We start from the raw sequence: 22,832 nt of genomic DNA, 5'->3' as shown, positions 1-22,832 counted from the left end.
CGCGTGGTGGAAGTGTTCACCAGTCTTAAAGGCTAAAATGCAGTATTTGCGTAAAAAACCCCGGTTTCTGCATCTTGGACTAATTTTTCACAGTTGATTGTTTTAAGTTGGGTATGTATTGTAAATATAAATTGTCAAGTAAGCGGGGCTGAAGCTAAATAGGGTTGGAGAGTCGCATTGTCTGGTAGGACTTCTGGATTCGGTGATTGCCTTTTTTGGCTTCCCTTGTTGATTTTAATCTCGTTTTTGGGTCTAATTTTTGTAAGGCTTGGCATCTCGCAGAGTTTGTTTGCAATTTTACGGTCAAATGGAGTGGTTTATGATGGAAGACTATGACCAGAAAGATTCACGCCGGACCTCGGCTCAATCATTTTTTGAGTCTCTTGATGAATTGTTCGATTATATAGAAGCCAGCAGCAGTCCAGCCGTAGAACCTCAGTCTCCGGCTGTCGCTCCCAAGTCTTCTAGTCCGCCCAAGCAGCCTAAACCTGCGAAAATTAATTTGTCGGATTTTGAAGATGCGATCGCCGATTTAGAACAGTTTATCCAGAACAAGCGGCGATCGCGGCCGGAATCTAAGGAATAGCAGAATTTCCTAACCGCCGCGAAGAAGGCTATACTATTTAGTGGCTTTCTTTTTGAGCTTTGACTGCTGCTGGGGTAATCGGCTCGATCGCACTTCTATGGCTCTATGGTCGATCGCACCCAAAGGCCTTTCCACTTCCTCAATATCGTGGCGGAACTTCACCGCAATGTCAGCACCATTAATAATCGCCCCCAACAACCGCGGGGATTTACTCGACTCCTCGTCATCAGATTCGAGCAACTGATCCGCAGCTTCCGACAACATACTCGATAGAGTATAACCAGGCCTCGCCACCAAAATCATACCGTCAGTGTAAGGTTCCAGGGTGAGGGCGTCATTGCACTCGCTCAAAGCCGGAGAGTCCACCACCACAAAATCGAAGCGATTGCGAACATCCTGGAACAATCTCCGCATTTCGCTGGATTCGAGTACCCCCGCAGCCTGATGCAAAAAGCCCGGACTCGGTATGACGTATAGGTTTTCCACATTGGGTACTAAACGGACACACTCGCTGATATTGCCGTAATAGTGTAAAGGTTCTACCGCCGCCAGAGGATCGATCGCGATTTGCAGACATTCAATGTGAGAAGCCTCGCGCAAATCTGCTTCAATTAACAAAGTCCGTTTGCCCGATCGAGCTGAAGCAATAGCCAAATTGTAAGCGCTAAAGGTTTTTCCCTCCTCGGCCGCGGCGGAAGTTAGCAACACCACCTTCACCGGTTTGTTACCAATCCGGCGTAAATTACTGCGCAACCGCTCGTAAAATTCTAAATAGGGCGAATTGGCATCCAGGGCGATCGGCATCTCCAAGCCGTAGGAATCAAGGATAGACACTTCCGGTAACACACCCAGTATTGCCACTTCCTTTTCCGCCAAAGCAGCCCGTACCTCTTCCCAACTATAAAACTTGCCGTTGAGCATCCCCAGCAAAAATATCAATCCGCCGCCCAACAGCAATCCCACAAAGCCTCCCACCGCCAGCATCACCGGCAAACCTCTCTTGGTGGACTCAACGTCATCAGTTTTTGGCAATTGAGCAATTGTCAAACTACCTGTAGTCTCGGCTACCGCCGCTTCAGCATCTACCAAAGCCGACTGCATTTTATCGTAGAGAGCTTTTTTGAACCCGACTTGCTGGGCTAAACGCGCTTGTTCTAATTGCTTATTAGGAATTGTGGCGTGTTGTCGGCGCAATTCTTGTTCTGTTTTCTCCACTCCCTTGATTTGCTGTTGCACAACTTCTTTTTGTGTTTGCAAAGCAATCAAATTTTGAGCTAACTGTTGTCTGGCGGGATCTAAGGCAGAATCTACTCGAATTCGATCGGCACTTTGGAGTGGAGCACTGACACCGTTACCGCCTAGCACCTCCGATTGTCGCTGCTGCAACTGTTGGTCAAAAGCTTGTTTTTGTTTGACCAATTCTACAATTTTTGGGTGTTCTTCCTGCAAGTCGCTCCGCAGAATTTTGAGCTGAGATTCGAGGGAAAAAATTTGCACTCGCAGTTGGCCAATAATCGGATCGGCAGAGAGTGCTTGAGAGACGTAAGCTTGATCCACATTTAATCCCAAGCGATTTTGCAAGCTGTTGATTTGAGCTTCAATTGCTCCCAACTGCACTCGCAGTTGTCGTTGCTGCTGTTCGCTATTAGTGATCGCTTGGGGCAAAGTACCGCTCTGAGCTGCTAAAATAGAGGTTTGTTCTCGTTTTTCATAGGCTTCGAGTTTTTCCTCTGTCTCTCTGAGTTCCTGAGTGACTTTTGGCAAACGCTTGTTAATTTGGGCTATGGTCTCTCGCAGTCGGGAAGTATTAATGGTTTGGCTGCGATCTACCATTTCTTTCATCAATATCTCTGCTACTATTTCGGCTTTTTTGCGATCGGCATTTTTGTATAAAACTTGAATCAAAGCGCTGGGGTCATTATTCTTAGTCGGCATCTTTACCTGCACGTTTTTTGCCAGCCTTTTAGTCACATCTTCTAGTTCTTTTGCAGCTTCTTCTTTCTTTATTTTAGCTGCTGATTGTTTATTAGATTTTTTTTCGGCTGCTTGGATGAGTTTTTCTGCTGCTCCTTCAAGCACTTTTTTATCCAGCAACATATCTTTAGTTATTTCTTGTCCTTCCTGTTGAATTTTAGTAGTAGTCGCTGAAAAAATCACTGTTGGGCGGCGGTAGGCGAGCATACCTGATGCTATGTAAATTGGCCGCGGAGTTGGCTGCACGGCCACTACTCCCGACACGCCCACAGTCACAGCTAAAGTAGCCAATCCCACCCATTTGTATTGGTCGAAAGCAATTAAATAACGTTTAACAACTGATAAAGTCATAAGGATTGTTGACAGTTGACTGTTGACAGTTGACAGTTGACAGTTGATTTTTGACTGTTGACTGTTAGTTATGGTTTTTAATAACCAATAACTCATAACTCATAACTCATAACCAATGCCCAATTCCCTAGGCCCAATGCCCAATTCCCTAGGTCCAATTCCCTAGGCCCAATGCCCAATTCCCTAGGCCCAATTCCCAATAACTACTTACGAGAATCATTAGGTACGAACAAATTTTTTACCCCATTTCTCAACTGCTCAAAAAACAAAATAAAGCCCAAAATATCGCGAAATGGTCGAGTAAAACTATTGATGGCAAAACCAACTCGCTCTACCAGATTCCTACCAATCACAATCACATCATTATCTTGCAACATTGGATTCTGAGAAAGATTTCCCTCCAAAGCAGCTTTAGCATCTATTTTGCGGTTGACAGCTCGACCTTGCTTTTGGTCAAACCGAATCAAGGCAATGTTCCGCATATCCGCAAGATTTACAGGCAAGTTGTTGAGAGCATCCAAAAAGGTACTACCATTTTCTATGTAGAAAGAGGTCAAACCACCACTAGCGTAACTCAAAACTCGAACATAGATCCGGGGTTTGATTAAGGTAGAGCGCGAAACCAAAGTCTTGTCGTAGTCCAGATTTTTCTGAGTAGCATCCAGTTCGGGAATAATAATCGCATCTCCAGAAGCTAGGGGGAAATCAAACAAGTCCCTAGCCCTTGCTAGGGGAGTGTAGAGGTCGATGGGTTCTTCCACAGATGTGCCATTCACCAGTGTCCGTCGCACTCGTACCGCCCGCAAATCAGCTTTTGTGGTAACTCCCCCCGCAGCGACTAAAGCGGCAGAAATTCGCCCACCACCGGCCGGAAGCGTGTAAAAACCTGGTTTGCTGACTTCTCCGGTGACAGTGACTTGGACAGGGGTACTGGCTGCTGCCAAGCTGTACCTGGATGCTAAATCTTGATCGGATTTGCGATCGGGCGTAGTCTGTTGATAAGGTATGACGATCGCATCTCCATCCTCTAAACGCAAATCAGGGGGAGAAACACCAGTTTGCAACGGTGTCAAAATGTCAACTATTTGCTCGGCAATAGCGCCGGAGGGCAGTGTCCGCCGCACCCGCACCGCCCGCAGTTGGGCCGTCGGAGTCGTACCGCTGGCTGCCGCTAGGGCTGCGGGAATTTGGGGGGTTTGCAGGGGATAAAAACCGGGTCTGGCAACTTCTCCTGTGACTGTCACGACTACAGGGCGCTGAACTAGCAGGGATGCGAAGACTTGGGGATTTTTCAGAAATTGGGCTAAACGTTCGCGCAGGCGCTGCTGTGTTTCTTCCACCGTCAGGCCGCGCACATTTACAGTGCCAATCAGTGGCATGATAATTATGCCTTCGGGGCTGATAGCACCTGTAAAATTGAGCTCTGGGAAGCGCTGAACTTGAATTGCAATCTGGTCTCCTGGGCCTAGTCGGTAGGGGCGATTGCGGAATGCTGGGTTGATGTCCGCGTTAGGTCTTGCTGGTGGCGGTGTGGGTACTGGTAGTGGCGGGCGATCGAGCAATTCGGAACTAGGAATCACAGGTTGTGCTAAAGTCTGTTGAGGAAAAACTTTGGCATTGAAACCCCAAAATATAGTTGTAAAACATAGAGTCCAAACAGTTGAATAAAGACCTGTCAGGGAAAAAGCAACATAATTTTTATTCATTTTAAAATGTCTATAATTCATGCTCAATTAAATTATTTTTGATAAATTGTATTTTCCCCTGAACCATTCCCTTCTCCATCCCAAATCCCCCCTTGGGGGGGGCAGGGGGGGGTCGAGGTTGCCCGATTTTTTCAAAAAGTTTCTGCCATTAATTTAGCCTGCACAATTTCACCCAGAGATTTGAGGATGGGTTCAGCTATTTTAATGTCACTATCCGGTTCAATGGGAACAATGATGCACACAGCTACCCAGGAGGCACGACGATTTGACAGTCTAGCAATGCTGTCTTCCCAAAACCAGCGACTTGTTGCGGTCGAACCCCCGTTTTGCCAAGCGTACCATTGTAAGACCGCAAAGGTGTGTTGGGCAGTCCGGCTGCGGAAAAACCTGGCTTTGATGGTTGTAGTCTTGGCGTTTGGTACTGGGTTTAAATTAACTATAAACGGCAAAGTGCGATCGGCATCTGTTTGCCACCGATGAAACCCCTTGATATCCAGCCATTCCACCTGGGGCTGGTCTTTGGGACCATTTTGAGGCAACATTAATAAAATTGCCATTGTTTGAGGATTTTTAATTTCTTGAACTAACCACTTGTGACCGCCAATTAGTACGTTATTCTGCACCCGGATTACCTCCCAGCCGGGAAGTGTCAACCCATTTTGACGTAAAGTTTTTAATTGCTTGAGGTTTGTCACTGCGGGCGGGTTTGTCCAGGGCCACCTTCCCGTACCATAGCCCGGAATTGCTACTGCCCCAACCAGTACCAGTAAAAACATAATTACGATAATTTTAAATAACTGGTATCGCTTTAGTAGTTTGCGTGCTGAAATCATTTTTTTAATGGCCAGACTGGCTTGGGAAATATTTTTCCATACCGTCGATCAAAAGTACCAATAAACCTAGTATACAAGCAGAATATAAATCTCCACCCCATCCGGCGTGTAGCCAAGTAAACAGTCCTACTTTCTCGGTGCCGTGAAAGTAAGTGAGTAAAGTATTGCGGAGGATATTTGAACTGATACTAATGATAGATGTACTCGCTAGAAATAAAATGCTTTTTTTGCATGAAGTCCCAACTCCTGTCCAGTCCAGCAGCATTAAGCTAACATACAGACTGGTAAACAGCATTTTTAGACCCGCACAGTGGGGTGCAACCTCTACAATGCGATCGTTTACATACAGATAAACTTCTTCTACTCTGACATTAAGACCAGCTTTGATTAAAATTAAGCCCGATATTTCCGCAATTAAGTGCTGCAAAGGCAAGGCGTAGGGTTCGATTAAGTAAGGAATGTGATTTGGCGAAGCTAGCAATATAAAAAAAAGTGGTATTCCCTGCAATTTCAAGCCTGGTATTCCTTTTAAACACAAGCAAATACTGCCTAGCATTAGGCACAGAGATAAATTTACAAAATCGCTTAATCTACTCACATAAAAAATGGTCGCTAGTAGCAGTAACACTAATCCTAAAGGATGAGGGGAGTTGGGTAACTTCCGCCAGCTATTTAGATTAGTCCAAGCTATATAAGCTGCGTAGGGCAAACCAATAATTCCGTGGCTGAAGTATTCGTGTTCTATGCTAATGTTTTTGTTGAACCATCCGTCATACCAGTGTAATACCAGGGGCGCATACAGCAGCACTAGGAGTACCGTAATACCTTCTTCTAGGAGGTATCGCTTCAGGATGCGAATTGGGCGCTGGATTTGCATTATTTTAATTTTTTTGAGTTGTGCTTCTTGAGTTCAACATTTTTTAATTTGACACTCAAAGGATTTGACAACGGAATTTATACTGATTGATACATCATCACTTTAACTTATATTAACAATTAGCTATTAAAGGATGATGCGATCGCCCCAACAACCTGCTCAATCTGAGTATTACTCAATCCGGGATACATTGGCAATGACAATATCTGTTGGCACAGGGTTTCTGTATGGGGAAAGTCCCCTGGATTGCCTAAGTTTTGGTAGGCTGGTTGCAAGTGACAAGGTACGGGATAGTGAATGCCTGTTTGAATGCCATTTTCGCCGAGTTTTGCTTGCAGGGTATTGCGGTTAATGGAGCTTTTCTCAGTAACTTGAATCACATAGAGGTGATAAATGTGACCGCTGCTACTGTGGTTGGCGATCGGTATAATGCCTTTTTGTTTGAGGGGTGCTAATAGGGTATTGTAGTATTGGGCGGCTAAAGTGCGTCCGCGATTCCATGTTTCTAAATAGGGTAATTTAACGTTGAGTACGGCCGCTTGCAAATTGTCGAGGCGGCTATTAGTGCCGATTTCTGTGTGTAAATATTTGCTTGGTGCGCCGTAATTACGTAAGGTTCGCATTTTTTGTGCTACCTCTGCATCGTTGGTAATTAACATTCCGCCATCCCCAAAAGAGCCAAGGTTTTTGCTAGGATAAAAGCTGAATGCTGCTGCTTTGCCACAGGAACCTGCACGGTATCCTTCTCTGGAAGCTAGATGGGCTTGGGCCGCATCTTCAAAGATGATTAAATTGTAGCTTTTGGCAAAGTCTAGCAGTTGTGTAGGCGACACCATTTGACCGTATAAATGCACCGGAATAATTGCTTTGGTTTTTGAGGTAATAGCTCTGGCGGCTGCTGTGAGGTCAATCAGGGCGGTTTCTGGGTCACAATCTACGAGAATAGGTGTAGCCTTGGCTTGCATCACGCCAATTATGGTGGCGATAAAGGTGTTGGCGGGGATAATAATCTCGTCCCCTGGATGGATGCCGCAAGCTTGCAATCCGAGGGCGATCGCATCTGTTCCACAAGCTACTCCTATACCATATTTTACACCACAAGCTGCGGCAAAGGCTGTTTCAAATTCTGCCAGTGCTTGACCTAAGATAAAGTCGCCTTGAGCGATGATTTCGGTAATTACTTGTTGTATTTGGGATTGAATTGGTTCGTGTTGCAGGGAGAGGTTTACAAAGGAAACTTGGGGCTGGCGACTATTCATACATCTGAGAGTTCCGAATTATTTATATTAACATTTAAGTGCGGATATCTGGGGAAATATTTTAACTGCAGAGGGCGCAGAGAGCGCAGAGGAAAGAGGAAGAGAGGAGAATAGCGATCGCGTTTTTCGTGAATTGTCAACGAGGTCATAATCTTCCGCTAAAATAGAATCAGATAATTTTTACGAAATCAAACTCATGGAATACAAGCAACTCGGCGACAGCGATTTATTAGTATCTGAAATCTGTTTGGGTACGATGACTTATGGTCAGCAGAACACTGTGGAGGAAGCGGCGCAACAACTCGATTTTGCCAGAGATAGAGGTGTCAATTTTATTGATACAGCAGAAATGTATCCTGTGCCAGCTAAGCCAGAAACTCAGGGGAAAACTGAGAAATATATCGGTGAATGGTTGGTGAAGCAGCAGCGGGATAAAGTCATTTTAGCTACTAAAATAGCAGGGCGCAGTTCTCGATTAAAGTGGATTCGGGAAGGGAAAAATCAGATCGATCGCCAAAATGTCGAAACAGCACTGAATGACAGCCTGAAACGCCTGCAAACTGACTATATCGACCTCTATCAGATCCACTGGTCCGATCGCTATGTGCCACTATTTGGCGCGCCGGATTACGACATCGCCCAAGAACACGAAACCATACCTATTCTGGAACAGTTAGAGGTTTTTGCTGATTTAATTAAAGCTGGGAAAATCCGCTATTTGGGTTTGAGCAATGAGACTCCTTGGGGAGTTTGCGAGTTTTGCAATTTGGCAGAAAAACACGGTTTGCCGAAGGTTGTTTCGATTCAGAATGCTTTCAGTTTGAGCAATCGGACTTTTCACCTAAATCTAGCGGAAACTTGCCGTTTTAAGCAGGTGGGATTGATGGCTTACAGTCCTTTGGGTTTTGGGCTATTGACTGGTAAATATTTGCAGGGAATTCCTGAAAATTCGCGACTGGCTTTGTTCGCTGGTTTCGGTCAGCGTTATGATAAAACTAATCTGAATGATGCGGTGCAAGCGTATGTTGAGATTGCTGCTAAATACAATTTAAGTCCGGCACAAATGGCTTTGGCTTATGTGCGATCGCGCTGGTTTGTTACGAGCACGATTATTGGTGCAACTAACCTGGAACAGTTGGAGGAAAATCTCGGTAGTTTGGATGTGGAATTGGATAAAGAGATCGTAGCAGAAATCAATGGGGTGCACGCTAAGTATCCGAATCCGACACCGTAGGTTTATTAGATTAATCGGCGGTTGAAACCGCTTCTACACAAACAATGTCCGCCTGCGCGGACTAAGAGTTTGAGGGAGGATTTAAGCAACCGCAAACGATAGGAGGGCGTGAGCCAGAGTGACCATCTGGCATGGGCTTTAGTCTACAGTTAAGGGGAAAAGTCAAGATTAGTTCAAATTACCCTGAGATGATCTTGACTTATCTCAGAGCCTTATGTTATAAAATGTTAAATAGAGCTCATTCAACACTTTAGACCAGATTCATCAAGTGCTTCGCTGCTTTGAGGACTTGAAAAGTTAAGTGGCTGTATTAGCATAGCCTGCATTTGGAAACCATGCTAATTTTCCGATAAAAGTTAGCTAAATTACTGTTGCAAGTTGTACGATAGCTGTTATTTCTCAAGATAACTCAAATAAATTTTGAATGCAATTAATTTTATCCAATAATCCAATAGGTTAACTCAAAATGACTAAATGGCAATCACTAACTGCTGCGGTGACATTGGGCGCGATCGCGATCGGCGCTGTCACCACATTCAATCAACCCAGTTATGCTCAAAGCGCCACCTTCTTTTGTGGCGTAAGCGACGGTATACCAACAACCTTTGCCAATACCAGCCGAGGAACGGTTCAAGTGGTGAAGTGGACTTCTGAATTTTTTACCGATTCAGGATACACCCCAGAGCGTCGCTGCCAAGAAGTATCCAGTCGCTTCCAAAGGCACCGTGACAGAGGTCAACTGAACTTCCTCACGGCTGGATATCTTAACGGTCAGCCAGCTATTTGTGCAGGAAATAGCAGCCCTCCATGCACTTCGGAAAAATTGCTTTTCACCCTCAAACCAGGGTCAGATGCAGCCGCTCGCATCCAGCAAATCTTTAATATTAGTGTTGGTGCATCTAACGCTCCCCTTCTAGAAAGTGCCGATCGCAATTCATCTGCTACCGTCGATTTTAACCGATTTCTCGAAGGAGCACGCGTCGTTCAACCCTCTGGTTCGGCTCCTAATCCTGCTCTCAATTCTCAACCCGCCGCTGCGCCCACTCGCCCTCAGCCCAACATTGAGCCGAGTAACGGTGGTGGGTGGTAGCCCGCCTTGGTACAAATAACTGAGGAATGAAGCATGAATTGGTCGAGCTTGCGGTTGAGACTCCGTTTGAGCTATTTTTTGATCGCCTGTATTGGCTGTTGGTATACTCAACAGCCAGTACAGTCCTTACCTGTCAGCAGATCGCGATTGATTGAGGTAAATGGCAGGCGAGAAAACGCTCAACAACTGACAGTAGCCCAAATCAAAAATGAGGCACGGGCGATCGCAGTTAAAGTGCTATCTGGATACGGTGCAGGTTCAGGAATATTGATTAAAAAGCAAGGCCAGACCTACACAATTCTGACCAACAATCATGTTTTAGCTATTGGTGAAAGCCACCGCATTCAAACTCCAGATGGGAAAATATATCAGGGTGAATTGCTCAAAAATCGCTCTTTTGACGGCAACGATCTCGCTTTATTACAGTTCAGAAGTACGAGGGAATATTCAGTAGCGCGGCTAGCTTCTTCGTCGATCGCAGTAGGAGATGAAGTCTTTGCTACCGGGTTTCCTGGTCAAGAAGGTTCGGAAAAAAGAGGGTTTGAATTTTTGTTAGGGACTGTTTCCTTTCTGTCTCCAAAAGCATTAGTTGGAGGGTATCAAATTGGTTATAGCAATCCAGTTGAAAAAGGAATGAGCGGCGGGCCGTTGCTCAATAGCAGGGCGGAAGTTGTGGGAATCAATGGAATGCACGCCTATCCTTTGTGGGGCGATCCTTATGTATTTAAAGATGGTTCTAAGCCGAATTTGCCAAAGGATTTAATGATCGAATCTAGTTGGGCAATTCCGATTGAGACATTTGTACAACTAGGCAATAAATCGGCAGGCGACACACCCAGAAGATCCCCTTATTCTCTCCCACATCCAGTAATTTCTTATCCTCAACCGCAAGGTGAGTATAGAGATAGCGGATCAGAAAATGGACGGTTGTGGTGAAAGCTAATTATTGCTCAATTAGCAATTCATCTGTTGTATAGCAACCGCCAAGGTGCTTTGGTCATTGAGCGTAGTCGAAATGTCCACTTCGACCCTTCGACCCTTCGACTACGCTCAGGGCGACGCTACGCTCAGGACGACGCTCCGCTCAGTGACCAGAAGTACCCTAACCACCTTGGCGACTGCTATATCTTAAATTGGCTAGAAAATTGGCAGCCTCTCTCGGCTTGGACTTTGATTTTGTAGTTTGACCTCTGGTTTGAATGAGTGGGTTCGCACATTCGACTCAGAGGTCAGATAGATAGTTTTAAGCTATCGTTCAGTGAGTTGTAATCGACATAATATCAGTCGCCAAGACGCTTTGGTCATTGAGCGTAGTCGAAATGCACTCACAAAGCGGACATTTCGACCCTTCGGCTACGCTCAGGACGACGCTTCGCTCAATGACCGGAAGTATCCTAACCACCTTGGCGGTTGCTATAATATCAGTTGATTTTCTGCCGCAACTTTTTCCGCGCCTCACTCGCCGCTTGGAAGTCAGGCTTAAGCCGAATTGCCTCGTCATAGGATTTTAGTGCTTCGTCATTCCGTTTTAAATTCTCTAGAACAGCAGCTCGGTTCGCCCAAAGAAAGGGGTTATTCGGCTCGATTTCTTTGGCTTGTTCAAAAGCCGCTAACGCTTCCTCATTTCGGTTCAGCGCACTCAGCGAAATTCCCTTACCAACTAGCGCTTGAGCATCTTTTGGTGCATAGCTGATCGCTTTGTCAAAAGATTCGATTGCTTCTTTTTGTTGGTTATTTTGGCTAAAAGCTGTCCCGCGATCGACCCAAGCCGGAGAAAAACTTGACCGAATTTCTAAGGCTTTATCAAAGGATTTAATCGCTTGTACAAAATCTCCTTTTTCTGCTAGTAACGTTCCTCGGTTGTGCAGCGTCAAATAATCTTCCGGGCGGATTTCCAGGGCTTTGTTATAAGCTTGCAGCGCTTCATCTGCTTTCCCTGTCAGCCGCAGCGCATTGCCTTTGAGTAGCAGTGCCGGATAGAAATCCGGGTCAACTTTCAGTGCTTTTTCCGCAGAGTCAAGTGCATCGTTGAAACGCCCCAACTTGCTGAGTACAGAACCCCGTTCAACCCACCCTTTCAAATTATTCGGGTTCGCTTTAAGCTGTTCGTCATAAGTTCCCACGGCCTCCTCATAAATCTTGAGCGCTTCTGGTCGCCGATTCAAATATTCTAAGGCGATACCTTTGCTATACCAAACTGAGGGGGACTGGGGCTTGATTTCCCGCGCTTTGTCAAAGGCAGAAAGAGCATCTTCGTAGCGCTTCAAGCCAATGAAAGCTCTGCCTTTGCCATACCAGGCTTCGGGGTCGTTATCAGCAGCTTTGAGCGCTTGCTCGTGAGTGTCTAGCGCTTCTTGGTAGCGCTGCAATTCATAAAGCGTTTCGCCTTTTTTGTTTAATGTTTTGGCATCGTTCGGCTGGAGTTGCAGCGCTTTGTCATAGGCACTAATCGATCTTTCATACCGGGCTAGAGCTAGCAGCGCATCTCCCCTGCCCCTCCAAGCTTGGGGGTCATTGGGTTTGCTGTCAATGAGTTTCTGAAAGGTGTCTAAGGCTTTTTCTGGTTGGTACTTATCTAGCTGTTGTTTGGCTTGTTGCAAGTAGAAATTGGGTTCGTAGAGCTTCCACCCGCCACATAATGCAGCAGTAACGATACCTGCGATCGCCACTAAGTGCCAGGATTTAAAAGCAAACCCCTTAGTTGGGGCGATCGGTGCAGACGCTGGAGTCGGAGCGGGGCGGAGCGCTGTTTCCCGCACCTGGGTTTCCCGCACCTGGGTTTCGCGCGCCTCGGTTTCGCGCGCCTCGGTTTCCCGCACTTGCGTGGGCTGGTTGAATTCCGCTACCATCGCATCTAAGTCGCCCAGCACATCCTCAACCCTCTGGTAGCGCTGCTGAAAGTCCAAGCGCACCATTTTATCCAAAATCGCTGCCAGCTCGTCGCTCACCTGCACTTGCTCCCGCCAGTTGTGCAAATTAATCTGCAAATCCCTTATGTCTTTTCCCGTCAAAGCTTTAATCGCTGTGACACCCAAGGCGTAGATATCGCTGTTTAGGCGGGGATTGCCGTTTTGTTGTTCGGGAGGCGTATAGCCCAAGGTACTGACGGCAACAGTTTTAGCGTTTGTATCCAGCGCTGGCCGCTTGGAACTGTTAATTAGTTTGACAACACCAAAGTCAATCAGGGCTAGCTTCCCATCTCCCTTGCGCCGGATGATGTTCGAGGGTTTAATGTCTCGGTGGATGACGTTGTGGCTGTGGACGTACTGAAGGACTGACAGGATATCTTGCAACAGGGCGATCGCCTGCGGTTCCCTGAAGCGCTGCAAACGCTGGAGTTCTTCGCTTAACGTCTCCCCTTCATAAAACTCCTCTACTAGATAAAATTCTTCATTTTCTTCAAAGTGGGCAAACAGGCGCGGGATCTGGTCGTGGCCTTGCCCTAACTCGTGCAGAGTAGTCGCTTCTCGGTCAAATAGGCGTCGCGCTGTGGCTAAATCGGCAGTTTGAGGCTTGAGCTGTTTGACGACGCATTGGGGGGTTCCCGGTAACTGCGTGTCAACAGCCAGATAAGCCTGACCGAAGCCCCCGCCTCCCAACCGCCTGATAATTTTGTAGCGTCCACCTAGTATTTTCCCTTGCATGGTGTTTGACCTAAGCGAGTTTCTATTTGAGATTGAGCATTTAGTCCAAAGCGCCAGAGGTGTACTTTGGCAGCAAGGATCACTTTTGGCGATCGCCTTGCCATCTATTAACTAATAAAGGTATTCTATGAGATATAATGTGCCAAAAAACTAGAGTTGCCACTAATGGCAGAAATTAAAGCAATACAGTCAGGCAAGGCTTTATCAAAGTTTAATGTATTAAACGGAGAATATATTTATGAATAGGCTAAAGCTTACAGGCCAGCTTAAAAGGTTAGCAGTCATTGTCGGACTCTCAGGGGCGATCGCACTCGATATTTTTTCAACCGCATTTGCCCAGCGGTTTTACCCTTATTATCGCTTTTTCAACCGGGGCGCTGCCTACGAATCACAGGATACTCCCACTTTGGTTGAGGGGCTAAGCAAAAACCGCAATCTAAAAACTTTTAGTGCCGTCTTGCAGAAAGCGAACTTAATCCCCCTGCTGTCAGGAAATAATCCGCTTACCATTCTCGCACCGACAGAGGAAGCCTTTGCTGCCTTGCCGCCAGGGATGTTGGAAAAATTATTGCGGCCAGAAAACCGAGAACTGCTGGAAAAAATAGTCAGGTATCACGTCATTCCTGGCGAAATCAGCGAGAGCGACCTCCTAAGTGGAGAACTGAAAACCCTAGACGGCAGGACAGTCAAAGTTAGTCCTAGCTCTAGCGCCACTCAACTAATTCTCAACGACGCTACTGCTAGAGAATTGCCACTGTTAGCAAAAAATGGGGTGATTGTCAGGATTGACAGGGTACTCCTGCCGCCGGGTCTGATTCCCCTGGGCGCTACTTCCAGCAGCCCGCCGATCGAGCCAGAACAAACTCTTGCCGCGCAGCCCGCCCCAATACAAAGGACGAGCTTTATTTGCGCTTCAGGCGCTAACGGTTTGCCCACAACTTATGCTGTCACGACGCGAGGCCGAGTCCCAGTGATCCGCTGGTTCTCTGATTATTTCAGCGGGGGTGGGTTCACCCCGGAAAGGCGTTGCCAGGAGGTTTCTGCACGCTTCCAGAATTTCTACAACTCCGGGCAACTCAACTTCATCACCAGCGGTTACGTGAACGGGCAAGCGGTGGTGTGCGCGGCAATTGCCAGCGGCCGTCCCTGTAGTGGCGCTAATGTACTATTTACCCTCAAACCGGGGTCGAATGCTGGGGAAACGGTACAGCGATTGTTCAACATCCGCGCTGGCGCGAGCGGCCCCCTCTATGAAAGCCAAGACGAACCCAGCGCTGTTTACATTGACTTCAAGCAATTCCTGAATAACACGGTGGCTGAAGGTGCAGTGGCTTCCCCGGCCAATCCCTCGCCGTCAGGCGGTTTGGTTTGGTAGCAGGCAAGGGATTGGCTGCGAAGCTTTGGGGTATAGGACAGAGCAGAAGGTTCACGTTTCCTTCTGCTACCTTGCTCAAGGGCACGGTTCTCCTAGCAAAATAGTGCCGCACCCGCCGGAGGGTATTCCGTCTCTCAGACGGCTTCCCAGTCCAGAAAAGGAGGAATATTCCTTGTAAATGTCGGGGATAACATCGCTGGGATCGTCAAATGCGCCTGAAGTGCGATCGGCGGCAATGTCAAATTCGAGGCGGCCGCTGCTGCCAAAAGGGACTTGAGCGCCTTGACCAGCCAACCCTCTCTTAATCAACTCAGTAGTAGGCATTTGCAAGTTGAATGGTAAGCGCAGTCGGCTCTGCTGGATTAGGTCGATCGCCTGATTGACTTGCTGCGAAGCGCTAAACCTTTCGCTCAAGTTGTTGGTATTCGCCGCCTGTCCGGGCGCATCCGGGCGATCGCTCGATTGCAAGAAGCTGTTAGGGCTGCCCTCCTTACCACAGGATTGCTTGTTGCGGGTGCCCCGGCCGTGATTGCCCACAAGACGGCCATCTTTGTCAAAGACAGGGCCACCACTCATCCCAGGGCTCGTGCAGTCGGTGTAAAAGATGCTGTAGCCTTGGTTGCTGGCATCAGGCGAGAGTTTCGCCCCCACAGAACCCCACGCTAAACGCCTCTGCCTGCGGGAAACCGGGCGGACGCTTTGGCCAGCTTGAGCTTGAGCTTGTTCGGGATCTGGCCAGCCGGAAATGTAAACCCGATCGCCGATTTTGACTGTGCTGGAATCTCCTATAGAAGCAACGGCGTAATCTTTGGAGCTGGTAAAACTGATGATGGCTAAGTCGATGCCTTTGACGGCATCTCCGTCGCTATTGCGATCGACGGTTTCTGTACCTGGGATGAAGCGATCGCGGCAACCGAATCGGATTAGCGATCGCGCCTCAGCAATGCCCCTAAGCGGGCAACCCCTGCCGTCATTGACACCTTCGATTTTGTGAACTTCCCCGTCCCAAGTGCGGATGCCGTAGAAAGGAGTCCCACCAGAGCTTTGCCAAAACCCTGGAGTATCTAAGTACCTCTGGTAAAAGTTATGAGCCACTGTTAAAACGTAGTATTTATTGCCTTCACGAGCTACTATTGCCCCTGAACCTGGGTTCCAGACTTGTCTATTTTCTAACGGGTTATTGCGGTTTTCCTCCAAGTCCCGACGCAACTCCGGGGTGAGACCGGGCGCGATCAGCACCGTTGTCTGTCGAGCGATGGAATTGATTTCCGGTGGGGAAAGTTCCGCCATAGCAGGCATTGCTTGGACTCCTATGGCGATGCCAGCAAAAAGTTGTCCTACCATCAGTTTGAACGAAAACATATTCACATTTCCTGATTAAGTTAGCTCATTTAAAACTTACGTAACTGGCACATAAAGCAGGGTGAATCAGAACTATCCATCCTCAATAAGCTGTGGAGCATTTAAACCACTAACTATCCAGGTAGGGTGCCACGGGTAGAACACTGACTATACATGGGAAATGCCTTAAAACTGACGCACCCTACAATCGTCTTTTAAATGCCGAACAACTTAGTCGTTGTATAACTTCGTCTGACGCACCCTACAAACTACAAACAATGTTTTATAGCTTACTCCCCTGATACCAATTTTTTATGAGGCTGCATAGAATCCGATCCCCCCTAGCCCCCCTTAAGAAGGGGGGGACAAGATTCCGATCAAAGTCCCCCTTCTTAAGGGGGATTTAGGGGGATCGAGATATGTGCAACTTCACATTAAATTGGTATGAAATCATGCCGATGCCACTGCAAAGGCATTTTCCCGGCTCTATTTTCTCGCTCCGCTTAGCGGTCAATTGGGCGGCCGATTGACAGGTTAGCAGGGCCCCTTGCCGTATTTCGATCGCCTGAATTTCGACTCGCTGGCACTTGGATAAAAATCGCTTGCGACGGGTTATTTGGATCGACTAACTGCACGGTGGCGCTAACAAAACCATTATTTTCGTTACCGCTGGCGCTGTATTCCCTCACACCGATGACAGGATTTGGCACGCCATTAATCAAGATCGTACCATTTACGTTCAAAGTTCCTCTTTGGGGACTAGAACCAGAAATGACATTAGAAAATTGCAGGTTAGTGCCGTCAGTCGCACTAAAATTGCCTTGCAAGAAGTCAGAGCGATTATCATTAATACCCACTGTCAGGGTGCCGTTAATGCCGGTTGTGAAAACTCCAGACAGAGGCTCCAGGGTAATGGGAGAATTTTGCACTGAATCGCCAGAGAAGGAATTGTCTGCCCCATCCAAGGCAGAGTTCAGGAAGTCCCCAAATCCAAACCTCGGCCTCCTCTCTTCTTCAAAAAAAGCAGTCCTTGGTCGAGGGCGAGGTGCCGCAGGTTTAGTTTCGGTTGCTTGTGCAATTAAAGTATTTTGCTGTGCAGTTTCGACCGCATTTGTTGGTGCTACCCAACTTAAACTGAGGAAGCTAAAAGCAGCAGGCAACACCCAGAGGTGGCTACCAGCTAAAATGCGCGTAATTTTTTGTTGAGTTGCCATCAAATTTTCCTATTTTGCGAATTAGCAGCTAACCACTACAGTAACAGTTAGAATCGGAAAGTCGTGCGGATTGTGCCGATATAGATCGTGTTGTTGCTGGCAAAATTACCAGGGTTTGTCACTAAGAAGAAACCGGGCGTGACGGAAACAGAATCACTGAGGTTGAAGCGGTAGAAAGCTTCAGCGTGCAGTGAAAAATCTTTGCCTCCCGGCAACCCAGTGGATGCAGAAAAATCGTCGTACTGTACCAAACTGGGCGGCTGGCCGACTACGATTCCCAGCAAGTCTCCCTGCTGAACCAGGTCAGGAAATCCTAAAGCAACGGCAAAGGTCGTGCTGGCAGCGCCGGATTGAGTTTTGGAGGCATAAGCGCCCATAACACCGCCCCAAGTGGCGAACGTGAAGCGAGGGGTAACGCGCCATTGAAAACTGCCGCCGACAGCGCCGATATTTGAGCGCTGGTTGATGAATCCAGAAGCGTCAGCCGCGCCACTACCTGTAAAGGTGTTTAATCTGCCGTCGGGAGATGAGCCGTAAAGGACAGTCAAACCAGTTTGAGCGCTATTGCCTAATAGGAATAAAAATTGTCCGCCGGCAACCCAGTTGTCTTTACCTACAGCAAATCCCTGACCGGGATCGCTGCCATTTCTCGCGCCGTAAGCTAACTGCAAGCGGAAGCGGCGCCCGATCAGCCAGTCCATCCCTACGCCTGTATCTAAGTCGCCGATTTTTAAGATGGGGTTGGCTTCTCCGAAGCGGGAAATGGCTCCTCGACCATTGTCATAGAAGGGCGAGTTAGCGGTGAGTACGCTGCTGAGGTTAAAACCTACGGGGCGGAGGGTGAGAACAATGCGATCGTTTAAGACTGGGAAGCGGTACTCTACCGCTGAAAGCTGGATTTTGTTGTCGGTATCTGACTGAAAGGATAGCAAGGAAGTAAAGGTGTTGAGGGCGCTAGGTTCGGCAAAGCCTCGACCTTTAAAATTCCCTGATTGCAGTTCGATTCGCAGCCTGTCTTTTCCTGTAAAGGTAGTGACAGTTTGCAGTCGCACTGAGTTTGTGAAGGCGAGGTTGGATTTGCCTTCGCCCGGAGGGTTCCCGCCCCACGCTTGAGACAGCGCGAAGATCGCTTCTCCGCCAAAAATTGTCGTGCTGCGGGTAAAACGATTGGCTTCTAATTCTGTTGTCCGCGCTTCTAGCAAGTCAACTCGACCGCGCAGGGTTGCTAGTTCGGCTGCAAATTCTTCTTGCAGCCGTTGCACTATGCCTAAGTCTTCTTTGGTGATTTTATCGGCTGTTTTGGCTCCAATTTGGGTTCTAATTTGGTCTAAGCAAGCATTCAAGCCAGCAGCAAATTCGTAGCGAGTTAGTGCTCGATTGCCTCGGAAAGTACCGTCGGGGTAGCCAGCTATGCAGCCGTAACGCTCAACCAGTGATTGCAGGGCGCCAAAAGCCCAGTCTGTTGGCTTTACGTCTGAGAGTTGGGAAACAGATGTCACCTGGCTCATTAAGTTTGAGGCTGAGTTGTTGTCTGTTTCTTGAACTACCTCATTGACCGGTGTCGGCGTGCCGAGGATCGGGGTCGTATTTAAGGATTGAGCGATCGCTCTTGCTGGTGCATTTTTTTGAAATTTTGGTTGTTGATTTGTTCGGGAGTCAGCGGTTTTCCACGTGGGCGTATTGGATGAATTGTTTGGTATTGTTGGAGCCAATTCTGATTGGTTATTGTCGGTAATAGCGATCGGATTGGATGAATTGTTTGGTATTGTTGGAGCCAATTGTGATGGGTTATTGCCAGTAACAGCGACTTTAGGCTCCGATATTAATGATTCTAGGGCTGGCTTGATCTCGGTTGGTTCGATCGACCGATCGCCAAGGGCAGGTTCTGGGTCGATCGGGTTTGCCGATCGCGCCAAGACGACACCCCCACCGGCGAATTTATAGGAACCGATCGATTTTTGCTTCCTGACTGCCCGATCGCCCCTAAGCGACTCTAAACTGCTTGGAGCAGTGCCTGCAAGCTGCTCTTGGCTGGCAGTAATAATCTGTGGCGCTGGTTCGGCAACGTTTCCTTGCGACTCTACCGAAGGTAGATCCTCAGAAGTTTCGGCAATTGCCGCAGGCGATGCCAACAGGATTCCCCAGATGCTGTACAGTAATAAATATTTTGCTTTCATGCTAGCTCCTCACACTGACAAGTTATAGCTACCGTAGCTAAGCTGTATGTTACATTTTTTACCACTTTTTAGATTAAAAATATTAATTTTTCTTAAACAGCGCCGGATAGTTAAGAAGAAAAACATCTTTGACCAAAGTCAGTGGCAGTGTGAGATAAAAGACATAAGATTAATGGAAATAGATCTCTATGCCTGTATCGCCAGCAATTTTAAAAATTCACAAGGGTAGCGAGCCTGTCTGGGAATACTCAGTTAATACTGAAGTCGTAACTATCGGGCGCGCTACCAACAGTGATTTAGTCATTAATGACCCCCTTGTGTCGCGCCAACACGCTCAAATCAGTAGAAAAGGCGCTTGCTATCAAATTACAGATTTCGGCAGCACTGACGGCACTCGCGTCAACAACATCCTGCTCAAACCGAACATTCCTCACTTCCTAGCAAACGGTGACACGATCGGCATTGGCAATAGCGAATTGTGCTTGATCGTTCAGGGAGACGATCGAGATCCCACTGTTATTGAAGTTCAAAAACCTGTAGATGAACACGTAACAGTTGCAGCTTTGGTTGGGGATGAAACAGTCTTCGTCAGCCAGATAGATATGCGCGGCCGCGATCGCCTGACAATTGGGCGGGATTCGCAAAACGACACGGCGATCGAACACCCATCCGTTTCTCGCTTCCACGCTCGCTTGGAACGGCAAAGCGGCTCCGTCATTATCAAAGATTTGGACTCGACGAACGGTACCTATGTCAACGGCATAGCCGTTAAAGAACAAAGGGTACTGAAAGTCAATGACAGCATCCGTATCGGCCCGTGCCGTTTTGTCTTAAATGTCGATGAAACCTTTGCCACTTATAACGAACAAGGCAACTTACGGCTTGATGCTATCGGCCTGACTAAGGTTGTGGGGAAAGGCACGAAACTGCTGAATGATATTTCCTTGAGCATTAAGGCGCGGGAATTTGTGGCGATCGCCGGTGTCAGTGGCGGCGGCAAGTCCACCCTTCTTGATGCCCTCAACGGCTTCCGGCCCGCTACCAGCGGTTCCGTTCTCGTCAACGGAGTTGACCTATACAAGAACTTCAACGCCTACCGCAACGAACTCGGCTACGTTCCCCAGAAAGATATCATCCACCTGGAATTGACTGTCGAGCAAGCCCTCGACTACGCCGCCCAACTGCGGATGCCTGCGGACACCCGGAAGGTGGAACGCAAACAGCGCGTCAAAGAAGTGTTGCAAGATTTGGGGCTGACTCACCGCAAAGACGTGCAAGTCAAGGCGCTCAGCGGAGGCCAGCTTAAGCGGGTATCGATTGGCGTGGAACTGCTCACCAAACCCAGCTTGTTTTTCCTTGATGAAGCCACGTCTGGACTAGACCCCGGCACTGAGGTGGAAATCATGCAGCTCTTGCGAGAACTAGCAGACCAAGGCCGTACCATATTGTTGATCACCCATGCCACCGAAAATGTCACCCTCTGCGACTTGGTAATCTTCATGGCAGCAGGTGGCAGAGTAGCTTACTGCGGGCCGCCACAAGAAGCTCCGGCTTACTTTGGGGTGCAGAAATTCAATGAAATTTACCGCAAGGTAGAGCGGGAAGAGTCGCCGGACTACTGGCAACAGCGCTACCTCCTGTCTTCTCAGTATCAAAAATATGTGGTAGAGCGACAGCTATCACGACCACCAGCCGTGGGTGGTGAATTGCAACAACCCCGTGCTAAAAAACGGTTAGCTCATCGAGCTAAGCGAGTTTCGGCGTTCAGAGAGTTTGCCATTTTGTCCCAAAGAAATCTAGCAATCTTAATACAGGACAAAGCCAGTTTATTTTTAATGCTTGCCGTTGCTCCAACTCTAGGGCTGCTGGATTTTGTTACTTGGAAGCGCAACTTATTTAGCCTCGAAACAGGAGATGCAGGTCAGGCAATTACTATGCTCTTCGTCACAGCTTTGATTGCTGTGATGGTCGGCAGCCTCGCCACTATGCGGGAAATTGTCAAAGAAAACGATATCTATCGGCGGGAACGGGCGATCGGGCTGCAAATCATCCCTTACATTTTGTCGAAAGTTTGGGTAGGTATTCTCTTGGCTTTGTATCAAGCTGCTGTCTTTTTGCTGTTTAAAAAGTTGGCGATCGACTTGCCAGGGGGTACGGAAGCGTTAACAGGGATGTACGTCACCCTATTCCTAGCCTCGATCGCAGGCATGATGATGGGGCTATTTGTATCAGCTCTTTCACCGAACCAAAATATCGCACCGCTGCTGACCATCATCTTTCTCGTCCCGCAAATTACCTTTGGTGGCGGGATGCTACCCATCGATGCTCTTGGGGTAACAGGTCGCCTCGTCAACCAAATTACCATTACTAAATGGTCTTTTGAGTCGCTGTTGACCCAGAGTAATCTGGGGAGTAACATTGTTGACGATCCCTGCTGGCAGTTAAGTAAGGACGATCGCAACAATTTGTCGCCAACCGACAAGACAAACCGCTGTGAGTGTCTGGGAGAAAAACTATTCAAGACTTGCCAGTTTCCCGGAATCAAGGGTAAATACGATCCTGTAATCGACCAAACGGAACCCGCGAAGCCGCAAGATCCTGGCAAAGCGCCGGACAATCCCGCTGAGTTTGGTACTTACCAGAAAAAAGTTGATAGTTACAAAGCGGAGATTGATACTTGGCAAAAAGACTACAGCGAGTGGAAAGGGAAATATGAGGGAACGATTAAAGGCGGAGAAGCTCTGTTAGAGAACTTTTATGACAAATACGGTTCAATGTTCAAGGTGAATGTTAGGCAATATTGGGGTATCCTTTGTTTGCAAATTTTGGTTTTGTTGGGTCTCACTTTAGTGGTTCAGAAGCGTAAGGATATCGTCTAATTCTGTGTAGTTAATTATCCCCTTTATGAAGGAGGCGGTTGAAACCGCTTTTACACAAACAAATTCCTAGCAGAGGGGACTAAGAAATCGGAAAAGTGTTTCAGCCGGATTTGTCATTAGTAGGTTGGGTTGAGGTAACGAAACCCAACTTACAAGTTTTAATATTATGTAGGGCTTGCTGAATAATCGATCGCAAACTAAGAACAGGAGCGATCGATATATTCAAGCAGAGTTAAAGATGAGTTTTTCCTGCCTCAATCTGAGCAAGTTATAAACGCAGATTATATTAGAG

General features: G+C 47.6%; 15 protein-coding genes. 6 read left to right on the top strand and 9 right to left on the bottom strand.

Annotated features, from left to right (window positions below; all coding sequences use genetic code 11):
- Positions 1 to 319: 319 nt before the first annotated feature.
- Positions 320 to 586, top strand: coding sequence for a hypothetical protein (locus tag ACBR23_RS02225; protein ID WP_341735539.1), 267 nt, complete (start codon positions 320 to 322; stop codon positions 584 to 586).
- A gap of 33 nt (positions 587 to 619) precedes the next feature.
- On the opposite strand, the gene ACBR23_RS02220 is transcribed toward ACBR23_RS02225, so the two are convergent.
- The 5 genes from ACBR23_RS02220 to ACBR23_RS02200 all read right to left on the bottom strand — a co-directional run bounded on the left by ACBR23_RS02220 (position 620) and on the right by ACBR23_RS02200 (position 7,586).
- Positions 620 to 2,911: a GumC family protein gene (locus tag ACBR23_RS02220; RefSeq protein ID WP_371118616.1), complete on the bottom strand. Its 2,292-nt coding sequence runs from the start codon at positions 2,909 to 2,911 to the stop codon at positions 620 to 622.
- Positions 2,912 to 3,114: 203 nt separating this feature from the next.
- A complete protein-coding gene (locus ACBR23_RS02215) occupies positions 3,115 to 4,617 on the bottom strand; it encodes a polysaccharide biosynthesis/export family protein (RefSeq protein WP_371118615.1) in 1,503 nt (500 codons plus the stop codon).
- Between the two features lie 131 nt (positions 4,618 to 4,748).
- Positions 4,749 to 5,450, bottom strand: a complete 702-nt coding sequence (locus ACBR23_RS02210; RefSeq protein ID WP_371118613.1) for a cyanoexosortase B system-associated protein — start codon at positions 5,448 to 5,450, stop codon at positions 4,749 to 4,751.
- 4 nt (positions 5,451 to 5,454) lie between these two features.
- Positions 5,455 to 6,327 carry a cyanoexosortase B gene (gene crtB, locus ACBR23_RS02205; RefSeq protein WP_371118612.1) on the bottom strand — a complete coding sequence of 291 codons (873 nt, stop codon included), beginning with the start codon at positions 6,325 to 6,327 and terminating at the stop codon, positions 5,455 to 5,457.
- A gap of 119 nt (positions 6,328 to 6,446) precedes the next feature.
- On the bottom strand, positions 6,447 to 7,586 hold the full coding sequence (locus ACBR23_RS02200) for a DegT/DnrJ/EryC1/StrS family aminotransferase (RefSeq protein ID WP_371118611.1): 1,140 nt from the start codon (positions 7,584 to 7,586) through the stop codon (positions 6,447 to 6,449).
- Between the two features lie 196 nt (positions 7,587 to 7,782).
- On the opposite strand from ACBR23_RS02200, the gene ACBR23_RS02195 reads away from it, so the two are divergent.
- The 3 genes from ACBR23_RS02195 (at position 7,783) to ACBR23_RS02185 (ending at position 10,846) form a co-directional block, all read left to right on the top strand.
- Positions 7,783 to 8,820: an aldo/keto reductase gene (locus tag ACBR23_RS02195; RefSeq protein WP_371118610.1), complete on the top strand. Its 1,038-nt coding sequence runs from the start codon at positions 7,783 to 7,785 to the stop codon at positions 8,818 to 8,820.
- 466 nt (positions 8,821 to 9,286) lie between these two features.
- The gene (locus ACBR23_RS02190) at positions 9,287 to 9,910 is read left to right on the top strand and encodes a COP23 domain-containing protein (RefSeq protein ID WP_371118609.1); all 624 of its coding nucleotides are present in this window, start codon (positions 9,287 to 9,289) and stop codon (positions 9,908 to 9,910) included.
- 33 nt (positions 9,911 to 9,943) lie between these two features.
- Positions 9,944 to 10,846 (top strand): serine protease, encoded by a 903-nt coding sequence (locus ACBR23_RS02185; RefSeq protein ID WP_371118608.1) that lies wholly within the window; start codon positions 9,944 to 9,946, stop codon positions 10,844 to 10,846.
- 485 nt (positions 10,847 to 11,331) lie between these two features.
- Here the strand turns inward: ACBR23_RS02185 and ACBR23_RS02180 are convergent, their stop codons facing one another.
- The gene (locus ACBR23_RS02180) at positions 11,332 to 13,554 is read right to left on the bottom strand and encodes a tetratricopeptide repeat protein (RefSeq protein ID WP_371118607.1); all 2,223 of its coding nucleotides are present in this window, start codon (positions 13,552 to 13,554) and stop codon (positions 11,332 to 11,334) included.
- A 238-nt stretch (positions 13,555 to 13,792) separates the two neighbouring features.
- Here ACBR23_RS02180 and ACBR23_RS02175 point away from each other — a divergent pair, with 238 nt between their 5' ends.
- Positions 13,793 to 14,929 carry a COP23 domain-containing protein gene (locus ACBR23_RS02175; protein WP_371118606.1) on the top strand — a complete coding sequence of 379 codons (1,137 nt, stop codon included), beginning with the start codon at positions 13,793 to 13,795 and terminating at the stop codon, positions 14,927 to 14,929.
- 75 nt (positions 14,930 to 15,004) lie between these two features.
- On the opposite strand, the gene ACBR23_RS02170 is transcribed toward ACBR23_RS02175, so the two are convergent.
- The 3 genes from ACBR23_RS02170 to ACBR23_RS02160 all read right to left on the bottom strand — a co-directional run bounded on the left by ACBR23_RS02170 (position 15,005) and on the right by ACBR23_RS02160 (position 19,661).
- Complete coding sequence (locus ACBR23_RS02170) at positions 15,005 to 16,291, bottom strand: serine protease (protein ID WP_371118605.1); 1,287 nt, start codon at positions 16,289 to 16,291, stop codon at positions 15,005 to 15,007.
- Between the two features lie 482 nt (positions 16,292 to 16,773).
- The gene (locus ACBR23_RS02165; protein ID WP_371118604.1) at positions 16,774 to 17,484 is read right to left on the bottom strand and encodes a hypothetical protein; all 711 of its coding nucleotides are present in this window, start codon (positions 17,482 to 17,484) and stop codon (positions 16,774 to 16,776) included.
- A gap of 47 nt (positions 17,485 to 17,531) precedes the next feature.
- Positions 17,532 to 19,661 carry an iron uptake porin gene (locus ACBR23_RS02160; protein WP_371118603.1) on the bottom strand — a complete coding sequence of 710 codons (2,130 nt, stop codon included), beginning with the start codon at positions 19,659 to 19,661 and terminating at the stop codon, positions 17,532 to 17,534.
- A 188-nt stretch (positions 19,662 to 19,849) separates the two neighbouring features.
- Between ACBR23_RS02160 and ACBR23_RS02155 the strand changes: the two genes are divergently transcribed.
- Positions 19,850 to 22,540: an FHA domain-containing protein gene (locus ACBR23_RS02155; RefSeq protein ID WP_371118602.1), complete on the top strand. Its 2,691-nt coding sequence runs from the start codon at positions 19,850 to 19,852 to the stop codon at positions 22,538 to 22,540.
- Positions 22,541 to 22,832 lie beyond the last annotated feature (292 nt).

It is taken from the genome of Microcoleus sp. (genome assembly GCF_041354475.1).
Lineage (GTDB): Bacteria > Cyanobacteriota > Cyanobacteriia > Cyanobacteriales > Microcoleaceae > Microcoleus.
The sequence above is the reverse complement of the archived record's forward strand: the minus strand, read 5'-3'. Positions and strand labels throughout refer to the sequence as shown.

What these genes read in the sequence shown, in the direction of transcription:
- ACBR23_RS02215 (WP_371118615.1), bottom strand. Translation starts at nt 4,617, where the DNA reads ATGAATAAAAATTATGTTGCTTTTTCCCTGACAGGTCTTTATTCAACT.
- ACBR23_RS02180 (WP_371118607.1), bottom strand. Translation starts at nt 13,554, where the DNA reads ATGCAAGGGAAAATACTAGGTGGACGCTACAAAATTATCAGGCGGTTG.
- crtB (WP_371118612.1), bottom strand. Translation starts at nt 6,327, where the DNA reads ATGCAAATCCAGCGCCCAATTCGCATCCTGAAGCGATACCTCCTAGAA.
- ACBR23_RS02170 (WP_371118605.1), bottom strand. Translation starts at nt 16,291, where the DNA reads ATGTTTTCGTTCAAACTGATGGTAGGACAACTTTTTGCTGGCATCGCC.
- ACBR23_RS02155 (WP_371118602.1), top strand. Translation starts at nt 19,850, where the DNA reads ATGCCTGTATCGCCAGCAATTTTAAAAATTCACAAGGGTAGCGAGCCT.
- ACBR23_RS02225 (WP_341735539.1), top strand. Translation starts at nt 320, where the DNA reads ATGATGGAAGACTATGACCAGAAAGATTCACGCCGGACCTCGGCTCAA.
- ACBR23_RS02165 (WP_371118604.1), bottom strand. Translation starts at nt 17,484, where the DNA reads ATGGCAACTCAACAAAAAATTACGCGCATTTTAGCTGGTAGCCACCTC.
- ACBR23_RS02160 (WP_371118603.1), bottom strand. Translation starts at nt 19,661, where the DNA reads ATGAAAGCAAAATATTTATTACTGTACAGCATCTGGGGAATCCTGTTG.
- ACBR23_RS02200 (WP_371118611.1), bottom strand. Translation starts at nt 7,586, where the DNA reads ATGAATAGTCGCCAGCCCCAAGTTTCCTTTGTAAACCTCTCCCTGCAA.
- ACBR23_RS02210 (WP_371118613.1), bottom strand. Translation starts at nt 5,450, where the DNA reads ATGATTTCAGCACGCAAACTACTAAAGCGATACCAGTTATTTAAAATT.
- ACBR23_RS02195 (WP_371118610.1), top strand. Translation starts at nt 7,783, where the DNA reads ATGGAATACAAGCAACTCGGCGACAGCGATTTATTAGTATCTGAAATC.
- ACBR23_RS02185 (WP_371118608.1), top strand. Translation starts at nt 9,944, where the DNA reads ATGAATTGGTCGAGCTTGCGGTTGAGACTCCGTTTGAGCTATTTTTTG.
- ACBR23_RS02190 (WP_371118609.1), top strand. Translation starts at nt 9,287, where the DNA reads ATGACTAAATGGCAATCACTAACTGCTGCGGTGACATTGGGCGCGATC.
- ACBR23_RS02220 (WP_371118616.1), bottom strand. Translation starts at nt 2,911, where the DNA reads ATGACTTTATCAGTTGTTAAACGTTATTTAATTGCTTTCGACCAATAC.
- ACBR23_RS02175 (WP_371118606.1), top strand. Translation starts at nt 13,793, where the DNA reads ATGAATAGGCTAAAGCTTACAGGCCAGCTTAAAAGGTTAGCAGTCATT.